Annotated in this window: 20 protein-coding genes; all 20 read right to left on the minus strand. The window is 27.2% G+C overall.

The features are described 5' to 3' along the window. Positions 1-29 precede the first annotated feature (29 nt). The gene (locus HF520_RS09430; protein WP_168573784.1) at positions 30-2,435 is read right to left on the minus strand and encodes a sensor histidine kinase; all 2,406 of its coding nucleotides are present in this window, start codon (positions 2,433-2,435) and stop codon (positions 30-32) included. Positions 2,436-2,542: 107 nt separating this feature from the next. Then, complete coding sequence (gene sigK, locus HF520_RS09435; protein WP_168573785.1) at positions 2,543-3,193, minus strand: RNA polymerase sporulation sigma factor SigK; 651 nt, start codon at positions 3,191-3,193, stop codon at positions 2,543-2,545. A gap of 67 nt (positions 3,194-3,260) precedes the next feature. Continuing rightward, positions 3,261-4,937, minus strand: coding sequence for a peptidoglycan D,D-transpeptidase FtsI family protein (locus tag HF520_RS09440; RefSeq protein WP_168573786.1), 1,677 nt, complete (start codon positions 4,935-4,937; stop codon positions 3,261-3,263). Positions 4,938-4,995: 58 nt separating this feature from the next. Then, entirely contained in the window at positions 4,996-5,634 is a 639-nt protein-coding gene (gene udk / locus HF520_RS09445; protein WP_168573787.1) for a uridine kinase, read from the minus strand. Positions 5,635-5,703: 69 nt separating this feature from the next. After that, positions 5,704-6,657 (minus strand): peptidase U32 family protein, encoded by a 954-nt coding sequence (locus tag HF520_RS09450; RefSeq protein WP_243155138.1) that lies wholly within the window; start codon positions 6,655-6,657, stop codon positions 5,704-5,706. Next, entirely contained in the window at positions 6,657-7,319 is a 663-nt protein-coding gene (locus tag HF520_RS09455) for an O-methyltransferase (RefSeq protein ID WP_168573788.1), read from the minus strand. Before HF520_RS09455 ends, HF520_RS09450 begins: the two co-directional genes overlap by 1 nt. 92 nt (positions 7,320-7,411) lie before the next feature. Then, positions 7,412-8,479 carry an endolytic transglycosylase MltG gene (gene mltG / locus HF520_RS09460; RefSeq protein ID WP_168573789.1) on the minus strand — a complete coding sequence of 356 codons (1,068 nt, stop codon included), beginning with the start codon at positions 8,477-8,479 and terminating at the stop codon, positions 7,412-7,414. Between the two features lie 168 nt (positions 8,480-8,647). Then, positions 8,648-9,973, minus strand: coding sequence for a pyrimidine-nucleoside phosphorylase (locus tag HF520_RS09465; protein WP_168573790.1), 1,326 nt, complete (start codon positions 9,971-9,973; stop codon positions 8,648-8,650). A gap of 83 nt (positions 9,974-10,056) precedes the next feature. Beyond that, the gene (locus HF520_RS09470) at positions 10,057-10,878 is read right to left on the minus strand and encodes a purine-nucleoside phosphorylase (RefSeq protein WP_168573791.1); all 822 of its coding nucleotides are present in this window, start codon (positions 10,876-10,878) and stop codon (positions 10,057-10,059) included. Positions 10,879-10,894: 16 nt separating this feature from the next. After that, on the minus strand, positions 10,895-12,067 hold the full coding sequence (locus tag HF520_RS09475; RefSeq protein ID WP_168573792.1) for a phosphopentomutase: 1,173 nt from the start codon (positions 12,065-12,067) through the stop codon (positions 10,895-10,897). 17 nt (positions 12,068-12,084) lie between these two features. Next, positions 12,085-12,963, minus strand: a complete 879-nt coding sequence (locus HF520_RS09480) for a tyrosine-type recombinase/integrase (RefSeq protein WP_168573793.1) — start codon at positions 12,961-12,963, stop codon at positions 12,085-12,087. Between the two features lie 12 nt (positions 12,964-12,975). Continuing rightward, positions 12,976-13,590: a hypothetical protein gene (locus HF520_RS09485; RefSeq protein WP_168573794.1), complete on the minus strand. Its 615-nt coding sequence runs from the start codon at positions 13,588-13,590 to the stop codon at positions 12,976-12,978. Positions 13,591-13,651: 61 nt separating this feature from the next. Beyond that, positions 13,652-14,179 carry an NUDIX hydrolase gene (locus tag HF520_RS09490; RefSeq protein WP_168573795.1) on the minus strand — a complete coding sequence of 176 codons (528 nt, stop codon included), beginning with the start codon at positions 14,177-14,179 and terminating at the stop codon, positions 13,652-13,654. Beyond that, the gene (locus HF520_RS09495) at positions 14,157-15,248 is read right to left on the minus strand and encodes a DUF3866 family protein (RefSeq protein ID WP_168573796.1); all 1,092 of its coding nucleotides are present in this window, start codon (positions 15,246-15,248) and stop codon (positions 14,157-14,159) included. Before HF520_RS09495 ends, HF520_RS09490 begins: the two co-directional genes overlap by 23 nt. A gap of 4 nt (positions 15,249-15,252) precedes the next feature. Further along, positions 15,253-16,077 (minus strand): glycosyl transferase, encoded by an 825-nt coding sequence (locus HF520_RS09500; RefSeq protein ID WP_168573797.1) that lies wholly within the window; start codon positions 16,075-16,077, stop codon positions 15,253-15,255. Positions 16,078-16,083: 6 nt separating this feature from the next. Further along, positions 16,084-16,776: a glycosyltransferase family 2 protein gene (locus HF520_RS09505; protein ID WP_168573798.1), complete on the minus strand. Its 693-nt coding sequence runs from the start codon at positions 16,774-16,776 to the stop codon at positions 16,084-16,086. Between the two features lie 21 nt (positions 16,777-16,797). Further along, positions 16,798-17,667 (minus strand): copper transporter, encoded by an 870-nt coding sequence (locus tag HF520_RS09510; protein ID WP_168573799.1) that lies wholly within the window; start codon positions 17,665-17,667, stop codon positions 16,798-16,800. A 16-nt stretch (positions 17,668-17,683) separates the two neighbouring features. Further along, positions 17,684-18,805: a putative cytokinetic ring protein SteA gene (steA, locus tag HF520_RS09515; RefSeq protein ID WP_168573800.1), complete on the minus strand. Its 1,122-nt coding sequence runs from the start codon at positions 18,803-18,805 to the stop codon at positions 17,684-17,686. Between the two features lie 180 nt (positions 18,806-18,985). Continuing rightward, entirely contained in the window at positions 18,986-20,239 is a 1,254-nt protein-coding gene (locus tag HF520_RS09520) for a CCA tRNA nucleotidyltransferase (protein ID WP_168573801.1), read from the minus strand. Positions 20,240-20,391: 152 nt separating this feature from the next. Next, positions 20,392-21,219 (minus strand): sporulation transcription factor Spo0A, encoded by an 828-nt coding sequence (gene spo0A, locus HF520_RS09525; RefSeq protein ID WP_168573802.1) that lies wholly within the window; start codon positions 21,217-21,219, stop codon positions 20,392-20,394. Positions 21,220-21,226 lie beyond the last annotated feature (7 nt).

Here is a 21,226-nt window from a genome sequence, read left to right on the forward strand (position 1 = left end):
TTTCCCCTCTTAAATAACCAAATACTAATTTACGATCCTATATCAAAATATATATCTGAAAATTCTATATCAATTTTTTCTATATCCGTGTCTTTATACTCTAACTGTTCATCTTCTTTAGATTCTAATATATTATTATTTTCTAATACTATCTCGAATTTACTTCCATATCCAACTTTACTATATACATTAATTTTTGCATTATGAGCATCTGCCAATTTTTTCACTAACGCTAACCCCACACCAGTACCTTCTGCTCCTCTAGATAAAGTTGTATCTACTTGCTCAAAATTTCCAAATATAGACTCTATTTTATCCTCAGGTATACCTACCCCTGTATCCTCTACGGATATAATGACTTCATCTTTATTTGAGTTTATTGATACTAATATCTTCCCATTGTTACTATTAAACTTAATTGCATTTGATAATAAGTTTAATAACATCTTTTCTATTTTATCTTTATCTATTAATATAATTTTTTTATTTATATTTTTTATAAATAGTATTTCTAAATTTTTATCATTTGCATATTCTCTGGCCAACATGACAATATTTTCTGTAAATTTAACCACATCACATCTACTATAGTTCATATCTAAAATTCCATTTTCAATTTTACTTATTTCTTCAATATTGTTAAGTAATCTTTTTAATCTGTATGAATTTTGCCTAACAACTTTGGCGTAATTATCAATATATTTAAAATCAGCCCTATCCTCACTATTTTGGAGTATTTTATTAACTTCAAATATTGTATTTATAGGTTTTTTTAAATTTTCAGCAATTGTATATAAAAATTCTGTTTTAAACTTATATTTGTTTTCCATATCAGTTAATTTTTCAACCATTTGCACTGATCTATACTCATTATCCAATACACTCACAACACATACTAAATTGTTATCTTCTTTTAAATCCGTTATCGCTATTGATAAAGTTGTATTTCTATCATCCTTATTAGAAAACTTTTTAAACTTTCCATAACTTTCACTTTTTACATACTCCTTTACAATTTCATTGAATCTGTCATATCCTATATGTTTAAGTATTTTTATCATAGATTTATTTCTATAAGTATGTACTTTTGTCTTCTTATCTATTATTACAATCCCTTCTGGAAGAGCTTGTAATAATAATTTGTATGTCTTTTCACTTTCTTCCAGTTCTAGCTTAGCATTTTCTAAATCAGTAATATCGATTACCATACTTAACAACATTGGTGTATTATTAAGATTTATAGAAGTTGTAATAAATTCAATAATCTTACCATCTTCAGTTTCTAAATTTGTAATAACCCTTTCTTCCTTACCACTCTTTACTAGCTCTATATTTTTCATAAATCTTTTCTTAAAATTTCTTGTTATGTTAGATTTTATATCATCTATTACTAATACTTTGTTTACATTTTTATTTATATTGAATATTTCTAGAGCCTTATCATTTATATAACTTATGATATCTAAGTTATGAATCACCACGCCATCATGCAATATATTCATAAGATTTCTATATCTTTCTTCACTTTCTTTTAATTCGGCACTCATATTCATATCATCAGTTACATCTTCTAAAATACATATTTTTATTTTTTTTCCATTTATAATATCTGAATTACATGAAAACTTAAAAACTTTATTACTATATGTATAAATATTTATAATTTTGCCTAACTCTTCTTTTTTACTTTTTATATTCTCAATCATCTCTTTATAATTTATAACCTTATTTTTTAAGTATTCTTTGATACCTATTTTATTTAAATCAACTCCATCTCTTTCTAGAAATAACTGAAACACTTTATTTCCGTATATATACTTATACTCTTCATCTAAAATAAATATTGGTACATCTAATACTTCCATTGTGTTTTCTATTTTATAATTTAGCGTCTTAATTTTTTCCTTGAGATCGTATTTTAGATTAGATTCTGAATGTATTTCTTTAATTGATTTTGATATGTATTTTTTATTTAATATTAATTTATGTTTATTTTTACTTAAATTGCGTTTAACATTGTTTATTTTGTCTATTAATCCTAAAATAACAATTAAAATATTTATTAATAAACTTATAATTAAGCTTATTTCATAACTACTACTTAATGATAATATCCCTACTATATATCCTATAATTATTAAAAAATTCAAATAAAGCTTAAAATTTATCTTTTTATAAAATATAGTTAGCCCCAATATTTTTATTAAATATACTAGGCTAATTAGGTATAAAATATTTTTTTCTATAATTTCATCAGAAATATAATATTTAGTATAAAAACTTACACATATTTCACAAATATATAATATTGTCAATATAATAAAAGATGAGTTTCTATATAGTAGATACAGAGATGTTGACAATATTATGATAGAAGTAAGTATTATAATATTTAAAATTTCTATCATTTCTCTATATTCATACAAATTATCCATATTTAATCCCGCCTTATACAATATATATTATTTAACAGCATATATGTAATATTATCACAATAAATCTAAATAATTTGTCAATTCTTGATTTAAAACAAAAAAAAGCCTTAATCAAGGCTTTTTTCTGTTTTAAGTTCTTTTCTTAGTTTTTTAAGAGCTCTTTTTTCTATCCTAGACACATAGGACCTAGATATTTCAAGTTTTTGTGCTATTTCTCTTTGAGTTTTATAACCTAGAGTAGTTAGACCATATCTTAACTTTATGATTTCCTTTTCTCTATCAGTTAATATTTTATCTAAATTTTCATAAAGTTTACCTATTTCGACTTTAAGTTCAACTTGGTCTACAATATAATCAATATCGGTCCCTAATACATCTATTAAACTTATTTCATTTCCTTCTTTATCTGTTCCAATAGGATCTTGAAGTGACACCTGTAACTTATTTTTTTTGTTAGTTCTTATACTCATAAGAATTTCATTTTCTATACATTTAGATGCATATGTCGCAAGTCGTGTTCCTTTATCAACATTATACGTCTCAATGGCCTTTATTAATCCTATTGTGCCTATAGAAATGAGGTCATCTTGATCTTCTGTTGAGTTGTTATATTTTTTCGCTATGTGTGCTACTAATCTCATGTTTCTTTCAATTAATACTTCCTTAGCTGACTCGTCATTTTCTAGCTTAAACTTGGTTAAATAGTATACTTCTTCTTCAGGGGTTAATGGTTTTTCAAATGATTTGATAATAGTCAACTGTCCACCCCCTTTGAACACATATCATTTTAAATTATATGTATTAAGAGAGTATAAGTTGACTATTTTAAAAATATTCCTTATTTATTTTATTACAAATTGTTTCAAATATGGGAGTTGCAGACTTACTTTCATCCTTTGTTCCTTCTACTAAAATTGTGATTGCATACTTTGCTTCCTCTTGTGGATAAAATCCAGTTATCCATCCATGATTTATAGATACACCATTAATATTACTTTGAGCAGTACCTGTTTTTACTCCACATCCACCTTCTAAGTCACTAAGTTCTTTAGCTGTTCCATATTCTGAAACAGATTCCATAATCTCCTTTATTTGAGTGATTATATATGGCGATATTATTTCTTCACTTTTTGAAGATTTAAATGATTCAATAATACTTTTATCATTGTTTATTATACTATCGTATATGTATAGTGGCTTATATGTTCCATTATTTGCTATAATTTGAGTAAGCTGATTTATTTGCAAAGGTGTAAATTCAATATCAGCTTGACCTATGGCTAAGTTTCTTAAAGCTATTTCTGTTGGTATTTTTGATGATATTTCTTCATCTATTCCTATACCAACTTTTTCATCTAAGTGTAAAGTTTCTATAGCTTCTAATATTTTTTCTTTTCCAACCTTTGAGGCTATATCATAAAATGCAGTATTGCAAGAATTTGAAAATGCATCTTCTAAACTTTCAACTCCATGACCATCAGTATTATGGCAATGAAGCACTTCTTTATTATTTCCTATTTTAACTTCACCTGTACAGTTGTAAGTATAATTTTCATCTATTACTTTGTTAGTAAGAGCTGCATATAAAACAACTATTTTAAAAACTGATCCTGGAGGATAAGTAACTGATATAGCTCTATTTTCTAGTTCTCTGTTGCTACTATTTATATATTCTGCTATATTATTTTGATTATAATTAGGTCTTGAACTCATTGCTAGTATTTCTCCAGTTTCTATATCTGAAATTACAACTGCAGTTGGATTAGATTCTTCATCAACAGTTTCTTCTACTATCTTTTGTAGTTTAGAATCAATTGTAAGCCTTAAGTGTTTATCTTCTTCATTATATTTTGTTGATTTTATACTTCCCTCAAGAATATCTAATCCCTGACTTTTCCCAGAGTCTGCGGCTTTAAATACAGAAACATATTCTTCATTATTATCTTTTAAAACTTCATCCATACTTTTTTCTATTCCACTTTGAGCGCTTTCGTCAGACTTCTTTAAATATCCAATAGTATGTGTTAAAAGATTACTTTCTGAGTATCTATATGTTTTTTCTTCAACTATTATACCTTCATCCTCAAGTTCTTTTTTCATATTTTTATTAAAGTTTTCAACTTCAATTTCAATCATACTAGATAATAATTGATCTTGAACTGCTTTAAATATATCTTCATCAGTAAGATTTGTAGCTTTCTTTATTAATGTAATATTTTTGTAGTCTCCATTTAAAATTTTTTGTGGCACTAAAAGTATGGTCTTTTTAACTGTATCTGTTAAAGGAATATTATTTTTATCATAAATTATTCCTCTTCCAGAATTCAGTTTTACTTTTTCTGTACTTTGATTTTCTACACGTTTTGAATATTCCTCACTTTTAAAGATTGAAATATCAGTCAACCTATAAACTAAAAATCCGTATATGGTTAAGGCTATAAAAAATATAGACCTAAATCTACCTCTACTTTTTATAGATAGAGGTCCTTTTAATCTAGACATAAAATCACCCCTTAGGTATTTATCATTTTAGACAAATTCTAAGGGGTTAATACTTATTTTAGTGTGTTAAATTCAATTCACTTCTTATTTTAGATATTACTATATCTATTGCAACTTGATTATGCCCACCTTCTGGCATTATTATATCCGCATATTTTTTATATGGCTCTACAAATTGATCATGAGCTGGTTTAACAGTACTTAAATATTGATCTATTACTGAATCTACTGTTCTACCTCTTTCTTTTATATCTCTTTGTATTCTTCTAAGAATTCTTATATCATCTTCTGTATCAACATATATCTTTATATCCAATTTATCTCTTAACTCTTCATCTTCTAATATCATAATACCTTCAACTATTATTATATCTTTTGGAGCTATTGTTATAGTTTCATCTAATTTTCTTGTATGAATTTCATAATCATATACTGGCTTTTCAACAGACTTTCCTTCACATAAATCTTCTATATGTTGTATTAAAAGTTTATTATCAAAAGAAAGTGGATGATCATAATTAGTTTTTAATCTTTCTTCAAAACTCAAGTGACTTTGATCCTTATAATACGCATCTTGCTCTAAAATTGATATATTTTCTTCTGGTATATTTTCTATTATAGATTTACAAACTGTACTTTTCCCAGATCCAGTTCCTCCAGTTATTCCTATTATAAGTGGTCTCTTATTATTCTTCATTTTCAATTTCTCTCCTTAAATATGTGATACTTATTTATGTCTCTTTACATTTTTAACACATCTTATTATTTAGTTAAGATGTTTGAAATATTCTTCATCATATATTTTTGTCTCTTCTAAATAGAATCCTGTTGTATATTCTCTGTAGTTACTATTTCTTATGTCTTTCATAAGTGACTCATCAAACTTATAATTTTGAGGGTCTTTATAAAAATCATCTATAGCTTTTCTATATGCCTTTACTACCGTTTCTACATATTTTGCATCTTTCATTCTTCCTTCTATACTAAAGCTATCAATTCCTGATTTTATAAGCTCTGGTATGAATTCTATCATACACAGATCTCTAGAACTAAAGAAGAATGTTCCACCTTCATCTTCGTATACAGGGCAGTATTCTCCTTGTCTTTTTTCTTCAACTAAATTGTATTTTTTATTTTCTGAATAAAGATTTATATCTCTAGTTGATATATAACTAGTTAGTAACTTTCTTCCAGAGTAAGACATACACATTCCGCCATGAACAAAAGCTTCAATATCCATATCAAAAGGAATATTAGCCTTTATTCCTTGTATTTCTTTAAGTGATAATTCTCTTGATACTGCAACTCTTCTTATTCCTTGTTCATACCAAAAGTTTGCTGTTGCATAATTATTTACATTCGCTATAGTAGTTAAGTGTAATCTCATATTAGGAACTACTTTTCTTATTGTGTCTAAAACACCTGGCTCAGATATTATTAATGCATCAACTTTAGCTTCTTGTAATTCTAATAAATACTCTTCTAAATAAACAAAATCTTGATTGTGAGGAAGTAAATTTATAGCTACATACACTTTCTTTCCTCTTTCATGAGCAAAATTTACACCTTTTACTATTTCTTCTTTTGTAAAATCTTTAGATGATGTTTTCATTCCATAAGATTCTCCACCTATATAAACAGCATCAGCTCCAGATTCTATTGCTATCTTTAGTGTTTCTAAATCCCTTGCGGGGGCTTGAAGTTCTATTTTATTTATCATTATTTTGTCCCTCTTTCTTTTTCTTTATAGCTAAGAGCTACTCCATCTCCTATTGGAATTAGCGATGTGCTTAAATAATCACAATTACATATATAATCTAAATAATTTCTCATTCTTTTTACTATAGTTTTTTTTCTTCTAACTACAAAATCATCATGCGCTACCATTCCTTTGTATAAAATGTTATCAGAAATTAAAAGTCCTCCGACCTTCAGCTTATCTATAACCATATCATAAAATAATTTATACTGTCCTTTTGCTGCATCTAAGAATATCATATCAAATTCACCTTCAACTTTAGGCAGCAATTCTTCTGCATCTCCTTCTAGTATAGTTATATTATTTTCAAATCCAGCTCTTTTTATATTTTCTTTAGCTTTTTCTATCATAGATTCATTTCTTTCAACAGTAGTTATTTTAACCTCACTACCAACTGTTGTTGCAAAAAGTATAGAAGAATATCCAATCGCACATCCAACTTCTAATATTGTTTTAGGTTTGTCCAATTTTAATAGTACCTTTAGTAAGTCAGAAACTTCTTTATGTACTATTGGTACATTATGCTCTGCAGCGTAAACTTCTAATTCTCTTAATAAGCCTTCTTTATCTTTAAGAGTAGTTCTTATATATTCTTCTACTAAGTTATTTACTATATTACTCAATTAAATTCACTCCTTATAAATTAATATGGATTACGCCTTAATACTTAAGACATAATCCATAAATTTTGGCGTTAGATTAAAATAAACTATAGTTAGTTTTTATTTGTACTTGTATTATTTTCTTTTTGTAATTTATCTCTTGCATCCTTATATTCTTGAACATACTTTAAATGTTCTTCATAAGTTACACTATAATTATTTCCACCATCTATTGTTGCTACAAAGTATAAATAATCTGTTTTTTCAGGATATAAAGCCGCTTTTATAGACTTAATTCCCGGACTTGCAATTGGTGTAGGTGGCAATCCTTTATTTATATATGTGTTATATGGAGAATCAATTTTTAAATCTGCATAAGTTACAATTTTTTTTCTCTCATCAAAGACGTATTGTATTGTTGCATCTGATTGAAGAGGCATGTCTATATCTAATCTATTATAAAATACACTTGCAATTATTGGCCTATCTTCATCTAATACAGCTTCTTTTTCAATAATAGATGCTATATTTACAACTTCTTCTAATGTCATATTTAATTCTTTTTGTCTTTTTACAAGTTTATCTGTGTATTCTTTATCAAATTGAGAAAGCATAGTTGAAATTACTTTTTCTTCACTATCTCCTTCTTTAAAGTAATAAGTCGATGGATATAAAAAACCTTCTAAAGATTTAATATCATTTTCTTTTAAAAATCTAAACTTATCATAAAGTTTTGATGGATTATTAATTAAATCATCATACTTATCTTTTTTCCCTATTTTTTTATCTACAAGAATAGAAACAATCTCCTTAGACGTCGATCCTTCTGGTATTGTTACTTTTATACCATCATTATATACTTTACCAGAAACTAAAAGTTCTAATATATCTTTATTTGAATACGTTTGACTTATTAAATACTTACCTGCTTTTATTTCTTCAGCATTATTGCTTAACTTTACTAAAACTTTAAATAAAGTCTTATTTTTTATTAATTGATTTTCATATAGAATATTAGATATACTATTAACACTTGAGCCTGTAGGTATATCTATAATTATATCCTTCTTGCTTTTTCTATTATAAGGTCCAATTTCATAAACTACAAAAGCCCCTATAAGAATCACTAATATAATAGAAGTTATTCCTATTATCTTAAGTTTATTCCCTTTTAAATTCATAGGTTATCTACTCCTCGTATATATTTATATCCTTTATATTATAAGTCTAAGCATAAAAATTTTCAATAAATTTGTCGAAGAAATAATTTTTTGAAATAGTTTTCAATTTTAATCAATATAAAAGCCTAACGTTATTTTTTACACGTTAGGCTAGTAATAAACATTTATCTAGAATTTTTTTATTCCATCTTTTGTTACAACACCATAAACTAATTTTTTAGGCTCAACTTTTTTATCTACTATCGTATATGCATTTACAAATCTTTCTATAGCAGATTCTAACTTGTCTTCTTTATTAAGATACATTGTTGCTAGAACTTCACCTTCATTTACGTATTCGCCAACCTTCTTTTCAAGAACAATACCAGCTGCTAAGTCTAGTACATCTTCTTTAGTTTCTCTTCCTGCACCTAGTATCATTGCTGATACACCAACTTCTTCAGCTTCTATTTTGCTTATGTAACCACTTCTAGGTGATTTTACTGGTACTACTATACTTGCCTTAGGGAATAACGTATAATCGTCTACAACTCTACTATCTCCACCTTGATTTTCTATGAATACCTTTAACTTTTCTAAAGCTGATCCAGAAGCTATAGCCTCTTTAATTTTTTCTACTCCTTCTTCGAAAGTTTTTACAGTTTTAGCTAAAACTAGCATATATGCACCTAACGTTTCACATAAATTAACAAAATCTTTCGGTCCATTTCCTTTTAATGTTTCTATTGCTTCTATAACTTCTAAAGAGTTCCCTATTGCAAATCCTAATGGTTCATCCATATCAGTAATCATACCTATAGTCTCTCTACCCATTCCATTACCTATATCAACCATAGCTTTAGCTAATTCAAATGAGTCATCTAAAGTTTTCATGAACGCTCCATCACCAGTTTTAACATCTAATAATATGGCATTAGCACCTGATGCTAACTTTTTACACATTATACTTGCAGCTATTAAGGATATATTATCTACCGTAGCTGTAACATCTCTAAGAGCATACATTTTTTTATCAGCTACGGCTATTGTAGCAGTTTGACCACATACAGCTATTTTATGTTTATTAACTGAATCTATAAATTTTTTAGCTTCCATTTCTATTGAAAATCCTGGAATAGATTCTAACTTATCTAGAGTACCTCCAGTATGTCCTAAACCTCTTCCTGACATTTTAGCTACTGGAGCTCCACAAGCTGCTACTAATGGAGCTAAAGCTATTGTAGTTTTATCTCCAACTCCTCCAGTACTGTGCTTATCAACTTTAATTCCTTCTATTTCAGATAAATCTATTACATCTCCTGACTTCATCATAGCATCTGTAAGATATACAGTTTCTTCTTTATTCATTTTATTTAAATATATAGCCATTAGTAAGGCTGAAGCTTGATAATCAGGTATTTCACCCTTTGAATATTTTTCAACAAAAAAATCTATTTCAGCTTTAGTAAGCTCATGATTATCTCTTTTTTTTCTTATTATATCGTAAATTCTCATTTAAATTTTCTCCTAAAATTATTAATCGTCCTAATAACCTAGCCCTAGTATTAAATTGTCAATACTAGGGCTGTTAAAAACTATTATATTTTATTGACAACCTTTTTAACTAAACTTAAAAATTCTGCTTTTACTTTTTGAGTAGTTTCTATAACTTCTTCATGGTCAAGAGGTTGATCAAGTATACCTGCTGCCATATTTGTTATACAAGATATCCCTACAACTTCCATTCCTGAGTGAGATGCAACTATAACCTCAGGTGCTGTTGACATACCTACTGCATCTGCACCTAGTATTTGTGCCATCTTTACTTCTGCTGGTGTTTCATATGTTGGTCCACTAAAGAATGCATAAACACCCTCTTGCACTTTCATATTTAATTCTTTTGCACATTCTTTTACTAACTCTACATTTTTAGGCTGATATGCAGTTGACATATCTGGGAATCTTGGTCCAAATCTTTCATCATTAGATCCTATTAAAGGATTGCTTCCACTTAGATTTATATGATCTTTTATTACCATTAAATCACCAGGATTGAAGCTTTTATTCGCTCCTCCTGCTGCATTAGTAACTACTAAAGTTTCAACACCTAAAGCTTTCATAACTCTTACAGGGAATGTTATTTCTCTTTGAGAGTATCCTTCATAGTAATGGAATCTTCCTTGCATAGCAACTACTTTTTTACCTTCTAAAGTACCTAGCACTAAACATCCAGCATGTCCTTCTACTGTAGAAACAGGGAAATTAGGTATTTCATTATAGTTTATTCTTACCGGATTTTCTATTTCATCTGCTAATATACCTAATCCTGATCCTAATATTAATCCTATTTGTGGATTTATATCACATTTTGATTTTATAAAATTAGCACTTTCTTGAACTTTATCAAACATGTTTTTCATTTGCTTTCCTCCAACTTTACTTCATTACTTCTCCTTTGAAACTTTTTCCATTTTTAGGCATCTTAACATTTAGTATATCTGCAACTGTTGCTCCTATATCGGCAAAGCTATCTCTTATGCCTAAGTTAACATTTTCTTTTATATTTTTACCATATATAAGAACAGGTATATATTCTCTTGTATGATCTGTACCCTTATAAGTTGGATCATTACCGTGATCTGAATTTATTATAAGTATATCTTCATCTTTCATAGATTCTATTATTTCAGGAATTCTTGCATCAAATTCTTCTAATGCTTCTTTGTATCCTTCAACATTTCTTCTATGACCAAACTTTGAATCAAAGTCAACTAGATTCGTAAAGATTAACCCATTATTGTCTTTTTTTATATAATTTATTGTTTCATCTACACCATGCATATTATCTTTTGTATGTATAGCTTCTGTTATACCTTGTCCATTAAATATATCTTCTATTTTACCTACAGCTATAACATCAAGATTTGACTCTTTTATATTATCAAGAACCGTAGGCTCAAATGGATTTAATGAATAATCTCTTCTGTTAGAAGTTCTAGTAAACTCTCCTATCTTTTTACCTACAAAAGGTCTAGCTATTATTCTGGCTACTGCATTGTCACCCATCATTATTTCTCTAGCTATTTCACACATTTTGTACAATTCTTCTAATGGTATTACCTCTTCATTTGCAGCTATTTGGAATACACTATCTGCAGATGTATAAACTATAACATCTCCAGTTTCTATTTGGTGTTCACCATATTCATCTAAAATTGCAGTTCCAGAAGCAGGTTTGTTACCAACTACTTTTCTTCCAGTTCTAGCTTCAAATTCATCAATTATTTCTTTTGGAAATCCATTTTCAAAGGTTTTAAACGGAGTTTCAACTAGTACACCTGTCATCTCCCAGTGTCCTGTTGTTGTATCTTTTCCTTGTGATAATTCTGCACATTTTCCATATGCACCTATTGGTTTTTCTTCGGATTCTATAAAGTCTGCTCCTTCTATATTTCCTATACCTAATTTTCTTAAATTAGGTATTTTTATATCTTTATATTCTTTGACAATGTTTCCTAATGTGTTTACTCCACTATCTCCAAATTTTTCAGAATCAGGAAGCGCACCTATACCAACACTATCTATTACCATCCATATTATTCTGTTCATTTTAATGTCCTCCTTTGTCACTTTGTTCTAGGATGCTTTTCTTTCATTTCTTTTCTAATATTTTTATTTATATGATTTACATAGCTTTGTAAACTTGACAAATTGGAATTACCTAATATCTTACTTACTACAGCTACATTTGCACCATTATTTAATAAATGTATTGCAAATGAATGCCTAAGCATACTAGGGTTAATATTTTTATTTATATTAGCATCTACAGCATATTTTTTTATAACTTTCCATAGACCTTGTCTTGTAAACCTACTACCTAATGAGTTTACAAATAGCGATTCTTCTTTTTCATTAGCAATCTTAGGTCTTCCTTCTTTTAAATATTTTTCTAAATAAAATTTTGTTATATCTGAAATTGGTATTACTCTTTGATGTTTCCCTGAATTACAATATATATATTCAATGTCTAAATCAAAATCTGTAATGTTCATTTCAATTAACTCAGAAACTTTTATTCCAGTTCCATACAATATTTCAAATATAGCCTTGTCCCTAATTTGTCTAGGAGTATCTAAATTAGGAAAATTTAATAAAGCATTTATTTCATCTTCAGTCAAAACATCAATATCTTGTTGTTTTACTTTAGGTTTTTTTATACTTCTTGAAGGATCCTTTTCGCATTTACCAGAAAAAAATAAATAATCATGGAAAGATTTTATAGAAGATATCATTCTGGAAACAGTAGCTGCCGAAATATTAGATCTTTCTAGTTCTATTAAATATGCAATAATATCATTTTCCCTTACATCTTCTAGTTTTATATTTTTATTATATAAGTACTCTATATATTTTTTTATATCTATAAAGTATGACGATACTGTATTATCAGACAATTTCTTTTTGTTTTTTATATAATTAATGTATTCCTGTATTACTTCCATAGCAAGCTCCTTTTATCTGACTAGGAATTGTAAAATATTAATAAATATAAAATTTAATAATGCTTGTATTAGTAATGTTGATACTAGTATTATTATTAAATTTAATAAATATTGTTTTAGTAAGAATATTATATTCTTCTTCTTTTTATTTTTATATTCTTTCACAAATTCTTTTAAATAATTTATTGATATTATTATTAATATAATTGTTCCTGGTATAATCACTAAATTTTTAATTAAAGCTGTAAAAACAATTTTAATACTTTTTGCTTTAAGTAATAATATACAACTATTTATAGTATAGCCGATTGATAATCCTTTTAGCATAAAAATTAAAATTGAAATTGGAAATGTTATAACTAATAAGTTTAGTATACCTATTAAGCTCATAAATTTAAAGTCTAATTTTAAATTTGACAGAATCGTATTTTTTAATCCTATGCTATCATTAGAGCTATAGTACTCTTCAATTCTACTTATAGAATCATTTATAATATTTTCATACCCAGGAAATATTTTATTTAAGCATGTCCCAAGTATAACAAATGCTATAAATAGGATTCCAATTAGTATTATTCTTTTATTTAGTTCTTCATAATAAACTTTTTTCCCATATGTTCTTCTCAAATTTATAACCTCCCCTTGTACCTTACATATTATTATGTAAGGGAAGAGGAGGTTATGACTTTTATATTAATTCTTTTATTAATAATAATCCTATCGAAGTTTTTGCGTCTTCAATTTCATTTTTTTGTATCATTTTATAAACTTCGTCCATTTCAAACTCTTTAACTTCTATAATTTCATCTTCATCAAAGTTTTGTTCTCCTGGAATAAGATTTTCCGCTAAGAAGATATATATTTTTTGGTTTGAAAAACCAGCTGATGTATAAAATTTATGTATTAGTTTTATTTTTTCAGCACTGTATCCAGTTTCTTCCTTTAATTCTCTTATTGCACAATCCTTTGGATTTTCACCTATCTCTATTTTACCTGCAGGTATTTCCCACAACTCTTTTTCTATTGCTTTTCTAAATTGTTTTACTAGTATAACTTTATTTTCAGGTGTAATAGCTATAATTCCAACTGCACCATTATGTTCTACTATTTCTCTTTTTTGATATCCTCTATTAGGAACTTCTACAGTATCCACTCTTAAACTTATTGTTTTCCCAGTATATACTCTATCACTACTAATAGTTTTTTCTTCTATCATTGCAAACCTCCATTAAGTAGTACGCAGCTGTACTTGCTGCCTGGAAGAACTCTTTATCTTGTTCATAACTTCTCCCCATACTTTTTACCCTTAAATTAAAATAATCTAAGTCTTCTTTAGTTTTACCATTGTTGATATATACTACGTTGTGTTTGTGATTTAAATTGTTATTTTCTATTTGATTTTTGATTACTGCCATACAATCTTCATCATACACAGTTATCGGTATATTTACGCTAACATTAACAATGTCATTAAATACTGTAATACTGTGATGTGATATTCCTCTATGTCGATCTCTTTTATCTGAAAAACTTATTCTAGGGATAGCTATAGGAGTTCCTCCTAATTTTTTAACAGCATCTAAAATAGGGCCTTGTTCTATACCTGTAAATCCATATTTTGTTCCAGTTCCTGCAATCCCTGGTCCCATACTTACAAATACAGCATCTGCTTTTAATACTTCTTTTGCTGTTATTAACGCGGTGTATATGTTTACACACTCAAAATCTCCACCAAAAGCATTACCAATCGTTATTGTATAATCTATTAAATTTTTATTTTTTAAAGTTTCTACGTTTTTGCTTAAGTATATAGGAAGTGCTGCTCCATCAGTCATTATATATACTAATTTTTTATTAGGATAATTTCTCTTATAAGAAGCAACAAATGGTGTTAGCATACTATGTAAAGTTCCTACTACAACTGGCATATCATATAAACTTTCAAAGTTATCTATTACACTATGGTAGCTGCTTTCTTGTTCCTCTACAGAATCCACCTTAATTTGAAAAGGCGTATACCTTAACTTCATTATATGGCCACCAGGTGTAAAACTAGATTCTATATTATTTAAATTTGATATAACAAAGTGGTAACCACCTGTTCCCAAACTTAATTCTACAGCAGTTGTATTTAATACAACTTCATCTCCAACATTAACTGCACCTGTCATTTTAGGATAATTATATGCTTTTTGAATTTCTCCATTTACATTAACTCTTATATCATCTAAATTTTCACTTTTATCAATTATCTCTTCTACTATTCCAAGCTTTTTACTTATCATAAGCTTACCTTCCTAATTTATCTATAAAGTTTAGCACTTTGTTATTTTCTATTATTTTAGTTAATGAATATTTTTCAGTTAATAAATGTATTAGTACTAAGAATACAAGCCAAGTTAATCTAATATTAAATGAATATCCAAGTACCATAAGTATACCAATAGATATTCCAAGTACATTTGATCCTGTATCTCCCATCATAGCCTTTGCTTTTAAGTCATACTTAAAATAAGCTAAAACATTAGGTAATATAAGCAGTGGTAATACTTTTATATACCCTGTTAATGTTGTAAATATACTTATTATTATTGCTAAATAAACTTTTATTGCTCTACCTGGCCTTAAGTCTAATAAATTCATTAAATTTGTTGATAAAGCAATTATTAATGTATTTATAATTATATCTGAAATACTCTTAGATATAACAACTGAAACTAAAATTCCTACAAAACCTCCAAAAACAGCTTTGAATCCACCTGTAGTTAAGTTTCCTTTAAAAAGACTTTTAAAGTGCCCTTTAAGACCACTCACATCTCTATTTCCTATTATGTCATCTAATATTCCTGCTAGAAACATGGACATAATTCCGAATATAAAAATAAATATAAACATTAAATTTTTATATTCTGTAGTAAAATACACAAGTATAATACTATTTATTATAATCATGGGTAAAAATACAATCCCCATACTTACTGGTATCATATCATTTTTGTAATTAGGTCTAACAACATTACTGTTTATAAGTAAATTCTTAAATAAAGGTATTGATATATACGTACCCACAAAACCTATTAAAAATAAAATAGTGTAAAATATGTACTTATTCAAATATTACTACCTCCATTCTTTCTTTTTTTGCTTTAAAACTTTCTTTATGTGGTAGTATTGCTTTCCTCTGTGTATAAAACCTTTTAAGTCTCTTCCAGTTTCATTATGAGTCATATTAACTAATACTTCTCTTATTTTAAATCCATGCTTTAATATATCTATAGTCATTCCTACTTCAACACCATATCCAAATGGTATTTCATCAAACTTTTCTAAAACTTCCTTTTTAAATAATCTTTGACCAGATAATGTTGCATCTAATTCTACCCCAGTCATTTCTAGTACTGAATTTTTAGCTAAACCTTTTACAAATCCTAAGCCACCTTTTTTCTTTGCTGGAGGAAATTTAGCTATAACTACGTCTGCATCACCACTAATCATTGGATCTATAAGTTTTTTAACCTCTTTAGCAGAACTACCTAAATCTGCATCTAAAAAACCAATAATATCTGCATTTTTCATTGCTATTTTTAATCCATAATTTAATGCATATCCTTTACCTCTATTTTTATCTAACTTTAAAACTATAATTTTTTCACTATTAACTTCTGAAGCTATTTTTGTAGTTTTATCGGTAGACCCATCATCCACAACTATTATTTCATTAATTTCATTTATACCTTTTATACTTTCTAATGTATCCTTTATTCTTATTTCTTCATTGTAAGCTGGTATTATTATGCTTATATAAGGATTCATATCATTCTCTCCTTTTGTTAATTACTTAAATGGTATTATACTTTCTGCATTTTCTGATATTCCAAATTTGCCAACTATACTTTCATCTTTTAATGCTAATACTAGTGCTAATTGTCCACTTCCTTGATTAATGTTATCAATTGTAGATATCTTATTCTCAGAGTATAAATCTATGTATGATAGTTTAGTTTCTGCATCTTCTACACCCACTACATATTTATTTTCTGATTTTATCTTATCTATTAATGATTTATCTATTTCTTTAAATTGACTCTCTAGGTCTTTATTGCTACTTTTACCTGTTAGAACAACTGAAGTATATGATTGATAACTATCACTTAACTCACTTAAAGTTAAAATGCCTAGTTCTTCAAGATAAGTTAATTTATCTTTAGCACCTTCATTTTTTAAAGCTTCTATAATGTAATTTATAAGTTCATCTGTACTTTTTATTTCTTCACCTAACTTGCTAGATAAATTAGCTAAAACACTTTTATCAGTTATATTACTATTTAATTTTATATCAAAAGCAACATTTCCATTTGCTTTTAATATAGTATTATATATATTAGTTGTATCACAGTTTTCATTAGTAGATATTATACCAATATACTTGTCAGTTAATTCTTCAACTATTAATTTATCTACATTTTGGTTTATAAAGTCTACCACTTTATCATAACTGTTATTTACATTTTTTAGTTTTGCTTCTAAATTATTATTAGTATCTCTTAAATCTTCGAATTTAACGTCTAAGTCATTTATTATTTGAGCTTGTTGTTTACTTAACTCCTGATCATAATTTAAGTTAAATCCTACTAACATACCTATTCCTAATGATATAAATATAGCACCTATGGTAACTATATAATACTTCATATTTATGTGCATCTTAATCCTCCTAAATTTACATCTGTAATAGTAATCTAAATTTCAACTGCATTAGGTGTATAAATTGTTGCACACTTGGTGAGAATGATGCAACTATTAATATTGGGAATAAAGCAGTTAAGATTAAAGCAAATATATATTTTAACTTTAATCTACTTCTATAAAGTAAATTAACACCTTTTGCATCTATTAATCTAGAACCTATTTTTAACCTTACTAAAAAAGTACTTGCCATTCCCTTTCTTCCTTTTTCTAGGAAGTCTATCATATTAGAATGAGTTCCTACTGCTACAATAAGCTCTGCTTTATATTCATATGCAGTAAGCATAGCTATATCTTCACTTGTTCCTGGTGCAGGGAACACTATAGCCTCTAAACCTAAATCCTCTACTCTCTTTAAGCCTGGTGCTCTACCATCTGTATATGCATGTACAACAATCTCTTTTGCTTTTTTCAAAGCTTCATCACTTACACTATCCATGTCACCAACTATAACATCTGGAGTATACCCAAATTCAAGTAAAGCATCTGCACCTCCATCTACTCCAACAAGCACAGGTTTCATCTCTTCTATATAAGATATTATAGCACTTAAGTCCTCTTTATAATCTTGACCTCTTACAACTATAAGAACATGCTTATTTTTATAGTCTGTCTTTACCTTCGGAATTTCAACATCTCCTAGAATAAATCCTTTTTCTTTTTTCGCATAATCTATAGTATTGTCTATAAATTTATCTAATTCTACACCAAGGTTTTCATATGCTAATTTTATTTTTTCCGAAACAACTTTTTTATCTAAAACTTCTCCGCTTCCTATAAATTTACCATCTCTATATATATTTCCATCAACAACTTCAACAATTTGACCTTCTTTAAGCTCATTAAATAATTCTTCACCTATATTATCAATTATCAAAATATTTTTGTCTGTTAATATACCTGGTCCTTTATTAGGATATCTACCACTTATAGAAGGCGCAGCATTTATAACAAGCTTTATCTTACCTTCTACTAGAGAGTTTGCAGCTACTTCATCAATATCTACATGATTTATTACTGCTATTTCTCCACCTGTAAGTCTTTTCGCAAGTCTTTTGGTCTTTCTATCTACCTTAATAGGGGCTTCGACTCTCATATTTTAAACCTCCGATATCTTATAAAATCAAATTCCATTATAGCATTATTTAGTAATAAAAGAAATATTTTAACCTTTTTTTATAAACTCTACTAAGGTTGGACATATATTTACAGCATATAAACTACATTCATACATTTACTATCCCGCAAACATGTAACTATAATTCATATGCTAAGTTTAAATTAATCCCATCAAAACTTCTTTTTTATTTAATTCTGGATTTTCAATAACTTTATTTAATAATATATTAAGTTTTTCACCTATATCTTTTCCACGGTATCCTAAACTTTCGATATCTTTTCCATTAATATCTAGGTCCTTAATTTGGTAACACTCTTTATTTTTTTCTATTTCTAAGATTTTTTCTACTGTTTCATCTAGTATACACACTATTTCTTCTATATTATCCTTATTACTATTATTTAACATTAATTTGTTATAATATATTCGTTTTATCTCTAAAGCCTTCATAAATATTTCTAAACCAACTTTATTTAATAATAACTTTATATCTATAGAATTAACTTCTTTATTGTCAATGATCATGCAAGATACCAACTTCTCACATTCATTTTTTATTTTTTTAGAATAAATCAGTGTGTTTACAACACTATTAGAAGGTATTTTCTTATATTTGATTATATATTCCAACATAGACATCCTTACAATTAAATCTTTAGGGTAATATTTTAATATTCTTAACTCTTCTTCAAGTAATTTATATCGATTTTTATTCATATAAGAATAAATACCTATAAATCTAAAAATTCCTGTTTTATATAGAAGAGTAATATCTTGAGGATTATCACTTAAAATCATTTTAGTAAATTCTTCAGTTATTCTTTCTTTACTTATATTCTTTATAATACCAGCATTTTTATATATACTTTTTAAGGTTTTATCTTCAATTTTAAAGTTTAACTTACTACTAAATCTTATAGCTCTAACCAATCTTAGACCATCTTCATTAAATCTTTCATCTGGATTACCAACAGTTTTCACTATTCTCCTTTTTATATCTCCAATTCCATCAAACTTATCAATTATGCCTAATTTATCATTATAGGCAATTGCATTAATTGTGAAATCGCGTCTTTTCAAGTCTTTAACTATATCACTTGTAAATTCTACACTTTTAGGTCTTCTATTGTTTTCATATTCACCTTCTAATCTGTATGTTGTTATCTCATATACTTCATTTTCTATTATTACACCTACAGTTCCATGCTTAATTCCATTATCAATAATTTTAAAATCACTGAAAATATTTATAATTTCATCAGGTTTTGCATTAGTAGTTATATCATAATCATTTGGTTTTATGCCAAGAATACTATCTCTTACACATCCCCCTACTATAAACGCTTCAAAACCTTTATCATATATTTTATCTATTATGAATTTAACCTTAGATGGCAAACTTATTTTCATTTTATTATATCTCCTTGATAAATTTTATAATTTAGTATTATTAATATATGGAATATTTCTAAGTTTTGTTCTATAGTACTTATTTTATACGTTATACCAAAAAATAAGCCTTCTTTTAATGAGAAGGCTTATTAGTATTTAAATCTATAAAATTATTTTACCATACTATGTTCTAATCTTAACTTATCTGCTATCATTGCTATAAATTCAGAGTTTGTTGGTTTTCCCTTAGTATTATGTACTGTATATCCAAATAACTGATTTATTGTATCAACTTTACCTCTGCTCCACGCAACTTCTATTGTGTGTCTTATAGCTCTTTCTACTCTACTTGGAGTAGTATTAAATTTCTTCGCTATACTTGGATATAATTCTTTTGTTACTGCACCTAAAAGCTCAACATTATCTATAACCATTTTTATAGCTTCTCTTAAATATAAATAACCTTTTATATGAGCTGGAACTCCTATTTCATGTATTATATTAGTTATTTCAGTTTCTATATTACCAGAATTTTTAACAAAATCACTTCTTGTCATGTGTATATCAGTATTAACTCTAGTTCTAGGCTCTATATGAGCAGTTTTATTAGATACAAGCTCTCTGATTCTATTTATAAATATTACAAAATCGAAAGGTTTTACTATGTAGTAATCAGCCCCTAAATTTATTGCACTTTGAGTTATTTTATCTTGCCCTACTGCAGATAAAACTATTATTTTTGGCATTTTTTGTATATCCATTGCATTTAGTTTTTCTATAACACCTAAACCATCTAAATGAGGCATTATTACATCAAGAACCAATAAGTCTGGTTGAGTTCTCTTAACTAAATCTAAAGCTTCAATTCCATCTTTAGCAATCCCTAATATTTCTATATCATCTTCATTGGATAAATATTCCTTTAAAACTTGACAAAAGTCTTTATTATCATCAGCTAAAACTATTTTTATTTTTTCGTTCACTAAAATTCCCCCCATTATAATA

Source organism: Romboutsia sp. CE17, from assembly GCF_012317385.1.
Taxonomy (GTDB): Bacteria; Bacillota; Clostridia; order Peptostreptococcales; family Peptostreptococcaceae; genus Romboutsia_E.